The sequence below is a fragment of the Streptomyces sp. BE20 genome (assembly GCF_036322525.1).
Classification (GTDB): domain Bacteria; phylum Actinomycetota; class Actinomycetes; order Streptomycetales; family Streptomycetaceae; genus Kitasatospora.
In genome coordinates this window covers 159,409-171,721 of the sequence record NZ_JAQYWW010001186.1, presented here as the reverse complement: position 1 = coordinate 171,721, position 12,313 = coordinate 159,409, and the positions used below count along the sequence as shown (strand labels likewise).

General features: G+C 74.8%; 1 protein-coding gene. It reads right to left on the bottom strand.

Annotated features, from left to right (window positions below):
• The coding region (locus tag PUR61_RS38350; protein ID WP_329884418.1) for an EndoU domain-containing protein at positions 1-12,291 on the bottom strand (12,291 nt) is incomplete at its 3' end.
• Positions 12,292-12,313 lie beyond the last annotated feature (22 nt).

Genomic DNA, 12,313 nt, shown 5'->3' with positions numbered 1-12,313 from the left:
CGACAGGAACTGCTCGCCCCGGACCTCGCCCTCGATCCGCACCCCGGCGTACTCACCGGTCCAGCGGTGCCGGCTCCCGCCGAGCGGGACGACGGTGTTGGTACCCAGCGCGTGCAGATACGCCTGCTCGGCCGCGTACACCGCGTCCTCGCTCGTCCAGTTGCGCGGGAACATCCGCCGGTGGGCGGGCCCGGTGGTCAGCAGGTCACCGGCCGCGGACAGGGTGTCCACCCGGCGGGCACGGGACGGACCGGCCGGGGGCTCCGCCGAGAAGTCGGCGACCACGACACCGTTGCGCTCCACCCGGACCACCCGCTCGGGCGCCGTCCGGTCCGAGCCGATCGGCGGCAGCAGGTGGCCGCCCGGACTGCGGGTGTCACCGAACAGCGACGACTGCCGGGCGTCCAGGCCGAAGGCCGCCCGGCGCGGGAGGTCGTGGCCGGTGGTGGGCAGGGTGTGCGTGGCGCCGAGGGCGTGCTCGATCGCCTGGCCCAGCTCGCGCAGGTTCCGCGGGGCGAGCGTGAACCGCATCGGGGTGTCGTCCGCGTTGACCGCGGCGTCCATGTCGACCCGGGGGCGGCCGTGGCCGGCGAGGGTGCCGGCCATCAGGCCCGCGTCGGTGTGGACGGTCCGGGGGTGGACCTCCAGCGAGACGACCGCGGGGTTGCCGTTCTGGTCGGTCCCCTCCTCGTAGAGGCGCCGCTCCCGGTACTCGTCGGGCAGGCCGAACAGGTGGCCGATCTCGTGGCCCAGGACGGCCCGGCCCGTGTGCAGACCCCAGATGTCGGAGTGCTCGCGCACCTCCCCGTCCAGGACCCGCACCCGGTGGTGCGCCTGGCCCGCGTCCTCGACGAACTCGGTCCGCACCACCAGGACGTCGCCGTCCGGCAGCCGGTGCCCGGTGTTGTAGTACTCGTCGACGCTCTGCCGGGCGCGCTCCCGCAGGTTCTGCAGGGCCGTGGTGTGGTCCTGACCGGCCGGCAGCCCCGACGTGTCGAGGTGGATCCGCACGACGGCCTCGACCGCCGGACTGCCGTCCAGCAGGAGGCCGCGGGCGGCCTGGAACCGCCGGAGACGGGTGGAGACGCTGCCGTGCAGCGCCGTGTTCGCGGGTGCGGTGACCTCGACCGGATCGAGGACCATGGCGAACCTCAGGTCCGGCGCGGGCGCCTCGTACGCCGGCCGGACCCGGTTCGGCTGCTGCAGCGGTGCCTCGTCCAGGTCCATGTGCAGGTCCGAGTGCAGGTCCGACTCCGAGTCCCGGTCCTCGGAGCTGCGGTCGGAACCGGCGTCGGAACCGCCCTCCCACTCCATGCCCTCGTCGTCGGAGGACAGCATGAGGTCCAGCGAGTCCGCCTCGGACCTGTCGTCGACGTCCGAGTACTGGTCCATGGCCTCGTCCTGAGAGGAGTCCCAGGACGACTCGCTGCCCGCGTCCGAGTGGAGGTCGGTGTCCCCGTCCGCGTCCGGGCGCGGACTCGAGGAGGACGCCTCCGCCCTGCTGGTGGAATGCGGAAGGACCGGCTCTGCTTCGGGGCCCGTCTGCCCGGGGTTCCGCTCGGGGACGATCTTGCGGCCCTGGGGGGCGAAAACCTGGTCCGGGGAGCCGTAGATGTCGATGATGCGGTACGAGTCCCAGTCCCGGACGACCGTGATCCGGATCCCTTGGTGCTCGACCTCACCGGTCTCGGTCCGCAGGCCCGTGGCGGGGTCCACGCCCGTGCGGTCCGAGCCGATCCGCGAGCCCTGCACCGCCGCGTACCTGGCCTCCGCCAGGGTCCACTCGGGCGGCAGGTTCCGGCCCGGCCGGGGAGTGCGGGCGCCCCCGCCGGGAGGGTCGCCCGACCCGTCCCAGGCCGCGAGCCCGGCGGAGAAGGCGTCTCCGGAGCCCATCCCCTCGTCCACCGCCCGGCTGACGGTCGCGGGACGCTCGCCGGTGCCCGGGGTTCCGGGCACGACCAGCGGCCCGTGCGGCGAGGCATCGGCCGGCGCGCCCGGCTGATCGGCCGTCGGACGGTGGATCAGGTGCCGTCCGTCCCGGGTGACGCCCTCGATCCGGACGCCGTCCGCCTCCCCGGTCCAGTGGATGGTGCCGTCGTCGCGGGTGTCCCCTCCGGTTCGGTTCGTGTAGGCACGGTCCACTGCGGAGAGCACCTGCCCGGGCGTCCAGCCCGCCGGGTAGAAGGTCTGCGTCGGGCTGTCCTCGCGGCGGTGCCAGCGGGAGGGGAACTCCGACAGCGGCGTGCCCGGAGTGACACCGGGCTCCAGGAACCAGACGGCCGCCCGGTAGGTCCCGTTGGGGTTGGCCTCCGCCGTCGGTCCGACGGCGATCCCGCGCCGACGGCCGGCCTCCTCGGTCGGCCGGTGGTGCCCGCCCGACAGGGTGAGCCGGTCGCCGTAGCGGACGAGGTCCTCGACCCGGTGGTCGAGGGGCCCGTCGGTACGGCGCCACGGCAGGTACGCCGGTGCGTCCAGGCCGCCCTGGTCGTCGGAGGGCCGGAAGTAGGTGATCTGCCCCGCCTCGGTCCGGCCCTCGACCCGGACGCCGCCGTACTCGCCGGTCCACCGGTACGAGGTCGGCCCGGTCTCGGTGGTCGCGCCGGTGCGCCGGGCGTGCTGGTACGCCTGCTCCGCGGCGTACACCGCGTCGTCCGCCGTCCAGTGCTCGGGGAACATCGTCCGGCTGCGCCTCGGCGCAGCCAGGTCGCCCGCCGGGGTGCCGGTCCGCGTCGCCGTCGCGTCGGCCGGTCCTTCGGACACCACCCTGAAGGTGCCGTTGCGGTTGTCGGAGCCGGCCGGCCTCGGCGGCCTCGGCCGCTCCGATCCCGCCGGCGGGTAGAGGTGGCCGCTCCCGTCCCGGCCGCCGTACAGCGCGACGCGGCGCGTGTCCTCCGTCACCAGGGGCCTCGCCGGGGCGCCGCCCGGCTCCGGGCCGCGGTCCCTGCCGAAGGCGATGTCGACCACCGCGCCCAGCTGGCGCAGGTTCCGCGTCGCGAGTGCCCGCGAGGGGTCGATGACGTTCGGCCCGATGGCCATGTGGTCCTGGTCCACGGGGTAGCGGCCGAAGCTGTCGACGTGGCGGCCACCCATCAGGCCGCCGTCCACGTACACCGGCCGTGCGCCCCTGGACGCCTCCCGGTACTCGTCGGGCAGGCCCAGGAGGTGACCCACCTCGTGCGAGACCACCCCGCCGGTGGTGTCCAGACTCCACGTCCGGTGGTTCTCCCGGTCCGTCTCGGGGAGGACATTGACGGTGTGGTGGCTCTCCGCCTCGGTCTCGACGAACCGGAGCTCGACGCGCAGCCGGTCGCCGCTGGGCAGCCGCTGGCCGACGTCGTAGATCTCCCTGACACCCTCCCTGGCCGAGTCCCGTAGCGCGTCCAGTGCCCGGACGGTGGCGGGGTCGGCCAGGTCCAGCGTCGAGGTCTCCAGTCGCACCCGCACCGTCAGCACGGTCTCGGTGTCGCCGTCCGCCAGCCTGATGCGGGTGGCCTCGAAGCGCTGGACCACGCGGACGTCCAGGCTCCGGTCGAACGCGTTGCCCGGCGGGACGACCTCGTGGGTGCCGATCACCCGGTGCGGCTCGGGCTGCGGCGCGGTCAGCTGCGGGCCGAACCGCTGGTGCGGCTCGCCCCAGACGTCGGTGATGACCCCGTGCTCCACCCGCACGTTCACCCGCACACCGGCGAAGGTGCCCCGGTGGACCACCGGCGCGGGCGTGCCCGGGCCGGCGACGGCGGCCGGCCTGGTCCGCATGATCTCGCGCGCGGCGTACCTGGCCTCGTCCGCGGTCCACTCCCGGGGGAGGCCGCGACCCGGCCGGTCCCAGGCCTCGGCCGTGAAGTGCGGCCGGAGCCCGGTCGCCCAGTGGTGGCCGCCGTGCGCCTCCACCGGGTCCGGGATTCCGTCGAGGTGCCGCTCCAGGACGAACAGCAGGTCGTGCGAACCCGCCCCCTCGTACAGGCGGGGCAGGGCGGCCCGGAGGGTCGGCGCGTCGCCGAGACCGACCGCGGTCGCCGGGACGTCCGGGTCGTCGGTGAACTCCAGCCGCAGGTCCAGCCGCCGCGAACCGTCCCGGTGACCCTCCAGGTACGGCTCGACCTGCGCCCGCAGGGCGTCCTGCGCGCGGTGCAGCTCGGTCTCACCGGCCAGGGCGCCCGGGGTCAGCCGGATCCTGGCGGTGACCTGGACGCCGGAGTCGGCGCCGTCTGCGCTGTCGTCGTCGAAGCGCACCTTCCGGATCTCCACCGGCCCGAGGTCCGGGAGCGGGTGCGGCTCCCCGACAGCCGCCACCCCCGCCACGGGCCAGGGGTGGTCCCCGTGCTGGGGAGCCGGCTGCCAGTCGTACGGGCGGTGGAAGAGGAAGTCGCCGTTCGGACCGAACAGCCCGACGATCGAGACGCCGCCGGAGTCGCCGACGACCAGCGAGTGGCCGCCGTCCGCCGGGCCGCCGTACCAGGCGTTCGCCATCGCCTCCTGGACGTGGTGCGCGGTGACCGCCGCCGTCCAGCCCTCCGGGTAGTGCGCCTGCCCGGGCGCGCCCACCGGGCGCCTCCAGCGGGACGGGAACGCGGCGATCGGGGCGTCCGCGGCGATGCCGTCCGCGAGGTGCCAGGTGTCGTACGTCCGGACCACGCCGTTCGGCTCGGTCACCGGCTGCGGTCCGGACGCCGTCCGCTCCGCCCGCGGCGGGGGCGTGACCGCCCCGTCGGACGTGAACGTCTGCCAGCCGGGGTTCCGCAGGGCGGCCGGCAGCGCGTCCTGCGGGCCGACGGGCGCGGTCCCGGCAGGCGCGGTCCCGGGCGCGGTCTGCTGCCCCTCCGCTCCCTCGGTCGGTGCGGGCCCGGATCCGGGCTCGTCGAAGGCCCGGACGGTGTGCGGTATCTCGCCGAGGGGGCGCTCCGGCCGGGAGAGCTGGGACGGGAAGGTCTGGCCCGGGGCCCCGAAGAAGTCGACGATCAGGTCGTTCTCGGTCCGGACCCTGATCCGGATCCCGCCGACCGTCACCTCGTCGGCCGGAGCCGCCGGGGCGGGCCGCTCGTCCATCGCCTTCTGCACGGCGTGCATGGCGTCCAGGCGGGTCCATGCGGACGGCAGGCCGACGTTGACGCCGTCCTTGACCCCCGGGGCGAACCTCGGCCAGCCGTTCGGCGTGTCCGCTCCCAGCTGGGGCAGGGTCGCCGGACGCTCGCCCGTTCCGGGCGTGCCGGGCGCACGCAGCGGCGGCACCTCGGGGCGCGGGTCGCCGTGGGGCGTCCAGTCCGAATCCCCGGCGTGCCAGCCGGCCAGGCCGAGGAGCTCGGAGAGCGGCATCCGGTCCGGGTCGGCGAGGTCCGGCAGGTAGGTGCGCAGGTCGAGGTCCCGGGTGCCGGCGTCTGCGGCGAGGGGGACGCTCAGCCCGTCCCTGGCCGCGACCTTCGTGAACTCGATCTCGAACCGGGCCGGCGGATCGCCCTCGCCCGAGTGCAGGCGGACGTACGCCTCCGCGGCGTTGCGCACCGCCATCTGATGGCGCACGACCGTGATCTGCGGCGTCCCGGGCGGGAAGTCCAGGTGCACCTTGGCGGTGAGGAGCAGGCCGGTCTGGCCGGCGGCGAAGCGGACGTGCTGGACGACCGCCCGGCGGCTCCCGAAACTCATCGAGCCGGGGGAGGACTTCGCGGTCACCTCCTTCCAGTCCCACCGGGTGATCGGCTGCTCGGCCGTCGGGCGGTGGACGAGGTGGAGCCCGTCCCGGGTGATCCCCTCGATCCGGACGCCGCGCGCCTCGCCCACCCAGTGCTCGTCACCGTCGCCCCGGGGCCGGGGGTCGCGCCGGGCCGCGTACGCCGCCTCCACGGCGGAGAGGACCTCGTGCGGCGTCCAGCCCTTGGGGTACATCGTGTGCGGCGCCTCGTCCGCGCTGCGGTGCCAGCGGGTGTCGAAGGTCGACAGCGGCGATCCGGGGGCGACCTTCGGGTCGAGGAACCACGCGGTCGCCCGATACGTGCCGTTCTCGTTCTCGCGCTGCGGAGGGCCGATCATGAGGCCCTTGGCCATGGCGGCCGCCACGGGCGGCGCGTGGTGCGCACCGGTGAGGGTCTGCCGGTCGCCGTAGCGGGCGTGGTCCTCCGCGCCCAGCGCGAAGGTGCGCTCCACCGGGCGCATCGGCTGGAAACTCGGGGTCGCCAGGGCGCCCTGGTCCTCGGACGGCCGGAAGGAGGTGAACTCCCCGCCCGTCACCCGGCCCTCGATCCGCACCCCGCCGTACTCGCCCACCCAGCGGTACGAGCCGGGCCCCTGCTCGGTGACCAGCCCGGTGCGACGGGCACTGTGGTAGGCCTGCTCGGCCGCGTACACGGCGTCGTCGGACGTCCAGTGCGCGGGGAACATGGTCCGCGTCCGACGGGGCGGTTCCTCGCCGTCCGGCTCCGGGCGGCGCGCGGGCACCGCGAGGTCGCCGGCCAGTCCGTGGCTGCGCACCCGCTCGGGGCCGGGATCGCGGTCGGCGACCTTGAACGTGCCGTTGCGGTGCTCCGAGTCCTGGATCCGTTCCGGCCGGGGGCGGTCGGAACCGGGCGCGGGGTACAGGTGTCCCCCGCTGCCGTCCGACGGGCCGTACAGGGCCGCACGGCGGACGTCCTCGCCGAAGGCCACCCTGGACGGCGGGCCGCCGCGGTCGGCCGGGCCGCCGGGGAGGTCGAACAGCGGGCCCACGACGGCACCGAGTTCCCGCAGGTAGCGGACCGGGAGCCCCGGGGCGGCCAGCTCGGCCGCGGCGGCCCCCCGGTGGTCCTGGTCCACGAGGGGCAGGCCGGACCGGTCCAGGTACGGGGTGCCCATGAGCGCGTTGTCCTGGTGGACGGGCCGCGGGCCGCCGGTCGCCTCGCGGTACTCGTCGGGGAGGCCGAGGGCGTGCCCGAGCTCGTGGGCGAGCACCCGCTCGGTGGTGCCGACGCTCCACTCCGTCAGGCTCTCCCGGGCGAGGACCGGGTGGACCGTGACGGTGTGGTGGGCGTCCTCCCGTCGGTCGGTGAACTCCACCTCGACCCGCAGCAGGTCCCCGCCGGGAAGCCGCTGCCCCCGGTTGAACTGCTCGTCGACACCGCGCCGGGCCCGGTCGCGCAGGCCGTCCAGCCGGGGGTCGTCCTGACCCGACGCGCCGAGCGGCGAGGTGTCGAGGTGCACCCGCAGCTTCAGCACCGTCTGGGTGTCGCCGTCGGCCAGCCGGATCCGGCCGGCCTCGAACGACTGCAGGGAGCGCTCCCCGACCCTCGCCAGGAACGCGTCGGAGGGCGGCCGAACCTCCGCCGTGGCGAGGACCTGGTGCGGCCGGTTCTCCCGGCCCGACGGCCGGAGCCCGTGGTCGCCGGGGACGCCCTCGATACTGCTGATCAACCCGTCCGTGATCCGGACCGCGATGCCGGCGCCGGCGAACTTGCCCTTCAGGCGCACCGCCCCCTTCGGGGGGAGGCCGCCGTCCGTCCTCGCCTCCGCCTGCCTGCGGACCTGGTCGGCCGCGAACAGCACGTCGTCGGCGGTCCAGTGCGACGGCAACCCGCGGTGCGGCCGGGTCCAGGCCTCGTCGGTGAAGTGCCCGCGCAGCGATTCCCGTTCCTGCCCCATCCGGTCCGCGGTCCGGGGCGGCTGCTCGTCGGGGCGGGGCGGACCGGGCTCGCGCAGGCTGCCGGGCACGGGCTTCGGCAGGCTCTCCGCGCGGACCGGGTCCAGCACGGAGGCCGGCGCGTGCCGCTCCAGCAGGCCGCGCAGGCCGTCCGGCCCCGCCGCGTCCAGCAGCGGGCCCAGGTGCCGCGCCAGGTCGTGGTCCGTGTCGTCGTCGATCCTCGCGCTGCTGAACGCGTCGTCCGGGTCGTCGGTGAACCGGAGCCGCAGGTCCAGGACCGTCCCGTCGCCGGCCTGCCGGGAGACGTACTGCTGGGCGAGGACCCGGAGGCGCTCGTGCGCGTAGTCCAGCTGCACGAACGACAGCGGCTCCGTCGGCTCCAGGTGGAGCCGGGCGGTGACCTGAAGGCCCTCCTGGCCGTTGTCGAACAGCACCCGCCGGACGGTGACCGGGCGGGTCCCGCCGTCCAGCGGGAGGGCGACCGGCTCGGAGCGCGTGGTGACGGCCGCGTCGTCCCAGCGGCGGTACCCGGTGTGCGGCTGGAGGTCGGCCGGCCGGTGGGTCAGGATCGCGCCGTCCCGGCTGAGCCCCTCGATCCGGACGCCGTGCGCCTCGCCGATCCAGTGCTCCGTCCCGTCCTCGCCCACCGGCGTGCTACGGCGGACCGGGCTGTCGTAAGCCGTCCGCGCCGCCCGGTCCGCCCGGTCGGGCGACCACTTCCTCGGGTAGAGCACCGTCTCCGGCGCGTCCGCCGACGTGCGCCAGCGGCTCGGCAGGGCCGCCTCCGAGGAACCCGGCAGCAGGTTCGGGTCCAGGAACCAGACCTTCGCCCGGCTGGTGCCGTTCGGGTGGTCGGAGCCCTTGACCGGCACGACCTGGATGCCGGAGGCCCTCTGCTCGGCCGTACCGAGCCGGTGGTGGACCCCGGTCAGCGCCCGTCGGTCGCCGGGCGCCACGGGCTTGCCGAGCGCGGCCGCGTGGTCGGGCACGGGCCGGTTCGGGGCGTAGGGCGGCGGGTTCAGCCCGCTCTGGTCGTCGGAGGGGCGGAACGAGGTGATCGCGCCGCCGGTCGCGTCCCCCTCGATCCGCACGCCGGCGTACTCGCCCGTCCAGTGGACGGGGCCCGGCCCCCCGAGCCCGGCTGTCAGATACGCCTGCTCGGCCGCGTACACGGCCTCGTCCGCATTCCAGTGCGGAGGGAAGAGGGTGCGGGCGGCGGTACCGCCGCCCGACGGCGGCACCATGCGCAGTGATCCGTTGGGGTTCTCCTGGTACTTCGCGCCCGGGTGGGCCCGGTCGAAGCCCGGCGTCAGCAGGTGGCCGTCGTCGCCGCCCGGCCGGCCGTACAACGCGGTGTCGCGGACCTGCGGTCCGACCGCGGGACGCGGCGGAAGGCCCGTGGCGGCCCGGCTCTCGGGCCGGTGCTCGCCGGGCTGCCCGTCCCGGTCGCGGTCCGGGGTGAACGCGCCCTCGACGGCGGTGCCCACGGCGCGCAGACCGTCCGGGAGCGGCCCCCGCGCGGCTCGGTCCGTGCCGGTCCCCTGGTAGACCTCCCGGTTGCCGTCGCGCAGACCGAGCACCCGTCCGATGTCGTGGCTGACCACGTCCCGGCTGACCCGCGTCCCCCAGTTGCCCTCGTCCTGACGGACGGTGCCGTCGTGCAGCCGCACCGTGTGGTGGGCGGTGGCGGGGGAGTCGACGAACTCGACCCGCACCCGCAGCACGCTGCCGTCGGGCAGCCGGTGGCCGTTGTTGTAGGCGTCGGCGACGCCGTCCAGGGCGCGGCGCTGCAGGGCGGCGACCCGCTCCGTCGGCTGCCGCAGGCTCGTGCTGTCAAGGTGCAGCCGCAGGACGAGTTCGGTGGCCCGCTCCCCGGTGGGCAGCGTGCCGCGCCGGGCCTCGTAGGGCCGCAGCGGGGAAGCCGCCTCGGTGGTGGGCCGGGGGCCGGCGGGCGGGTTGACCTGCGTCGCGGCGTAGCCCGGCCGGAGGTCCGAGCCGGCGACGGGCGGCGGCACGGGCGCGGTCACCTGCTGACCGGAGTCGGTCACCGGCTCGGCCTGGGGCTGGGCCTGGGGCTGGGGCTCGGGCTGGGACTGGGTGTGGGTCTGGCTCTGGGTCTGGGTCTGGGCCGACTGGTCCTGCTGGGCGGTGTGCTCCTGCGGGAGTGACGCGAGCGACGCGTTCCGCTCCTGCGGATTCGGCTGGACGGACGCCCCGTCGAGACCGACGGAGGAGGTCGACGAGGTGACGACGCGGTCCCCGGCCAGACCGGCGGTCTGCTGCTCGACCGACGGCCCGCCCGGTGACAGGGGCGGCCCCTGGTGCGCGGCGGCGGACGCCGTGGCCGGGGCGGACGTCTCGGCCGGGGCGGTCGCCGCGATCGGGGCGGACCTCTCGGGCGCGGTGGACGTCGTGGACGCGGCGGACGTCGTGGACGCGGCGGACGGGGCCGCCGTCTCGGACGTCGTGCGGACCGGCGCGGCCGGGGCGACCTCGCCGGCCCCCGGGTTCTGCGCCCCCGGCCCCTGGCTGACGGTCGGGCGGTTCGGGGACTGGCCCTGACCCGGGGTCTGGTTCGCGGCCTGGTTCGGAGTCTGGGTCTGGGTCTGGTTCTGCGAGGGGTTCGGGGACTGGTTCTGGCCCTGGGTCTGGGTCTGCCCCTGGGTCTGGGTCTGTCCCTGCGCCTGGCCCTGCTGCGGCCGGGCGGTCTCCCCGGTCCTCCCGGGCGCGTTCGGTGCGTCGCCCTGGTGCGACACGGTGGCGACCGGCGCGGGCGCCGGCATCCAGTCGTCGAAGACCTCCTCCAGCCGGGCGTGCCCGAACGCCTCCCGGAACAGTGCCGCGTACTCCTCCTGGGCGGACGTGTCGCTGTACGTGTCCTCGATCTGGCCCCGGCCGAAGGCCTCCCGGATCAGCGCCCGGTTGGCGTCGGCGTCGTTCCCGAAGACGTCCTCCAACTCGGCGTCGCCGTAGGCACGTCGGAAGGCCGAGGCGACGTCGCCGTCCGCCTCGCCGTGGGCGCCGCGCGAGAAGCCGAGCAGGTGCTCGCCCGCCCCTGACGACCCCTCTCCGCCCGAGCCGAGCTGCGGTCCGAGCCGGGGCACCAGGAGCGGGGCCGGGTTGCCGGAAAGGTTGCTCAGCACCGCCAGGATGGTCAGCGGGTGGTAGGGCGGGAAGTACTTGGACTGGCCTTCGCCGATCGCCTTGAACTGGGTGTCCTGCACCCAGGTCATGTACCGCTGCATCATCGGCGCCGCGGCGTGGTGCAGACCACGGGCCATCAGGCCCATCGCCATGCCCGAGCCGAAGGTGGCGAGCGTGGTGGTGAACTCGTGCTTGTCGGTGAAGAGCAGGTTGTAGAAGCCCTCGGTGAGGTTGCCCTGGACGCCCTCCTTGAGCTGCTCGCCGACCGCGTAGCCGAGGTGGAACATCCGGTTGCCCTGCGTCATGTGCTCGCCGACGTCCACCAGTCGGTCCGCGAGCGCGCCGACGCCGCGTTCGGCGAGGTTGTGGCCGCTCTTCTCCATGACCTCGCGCAGGCCCGCGCTCAGCGCGGCGTGGTCGACGCCGTTCTTGCCCCAGCCCTTGACGAAGGTCTCGCCGAACTCCTTGCCCAGGTTCCGGGCGGCGGTCTCGCCGATCTTCTCCTTGAGGTGCTTCTCGAAGGACTGGGTCATCCGCTCGACGAACTTGTCGGCCGCGGCCTTGCCGAAGCCGTGGCGCAGGAGGTTGTCCGAGGACTCCAGCAGCGTGCCGAGGTCGCGGGCGAAGGCCCGGGACGCCGACTTCTCCAGCCAGCTGCCGGTGCCCTCGGCCGCCGCCTTCTTCGCCGTGACGCCGGCGAGGTTCTCCAGCGTGCCGGTCCCGCTCTTGGCCGCTCCTTTGAGGCCGGCCTTCAGCGCCTCGTTCAGCGCGGCCCGGTCGCCGTGGATCATGAAGTCGGACAGCTTGTCGGCCGCCACCCGGCCGCCGGTCTTGCCGAGCAGCCGGCCGAGCAGCTTGCCGAGGCCCATCCCGATCAGGTTGAGCGGACCGGAGATCACACCGCCGATGACGCCGAACAGGACGGCCTGCTTGAGGGCGTCCTTGTCGATCTCCTTGCGGTTCCCCTGGCCGATCTGGATGCCCTGGATGATCAGGTCCATGGTCAGGCCGCTCATGATCCCCGCGAAGGTGTGCAGCAGGATCGTCTTGAACAGGAACTTCATCAACGTCGTCAGCACCGCGCGGGTGAAGATCGTCTTCAGGGTGATCCCGGCGAGGCTGGCGCCGAAGGTGAACGGCGCCCAGAGGATGGCCAGCGCGATCTCCAGCAGCAGCTGGACGAGCTGGGCGATGGCCATCCACTTGGTGTACTCGGCGGCCGTGGCCACGTCGTCGGCGCACTTCGCGAGCGCCGTGGCGGTCTTGGTCGCCGTGGCGATGTAGTCCGACGCGCCCTTCTCGCCGATGAACTGGCTCATCTGCTCGGAGAACTCCCGAGCGGCCTGGCCCTCGAACTGCTGCCGCGCCTTGACCGCGACCTCGGCGATCAGCCGCCGCAGCTCCGGCAGGTCCCTCGCGAGCTTCTGGTAGGCGTCCCGGACCTCGCGCAGATCGCCTTCTCGGATCTCCGGCCAGGGCATGCCGGTGACCTTGGAGAAGAAGTCCGCCGTCGTCTTGTCGACAACGATCGACGAGTAGGGCACGTGGATCAGCCTGCCGTTTCCG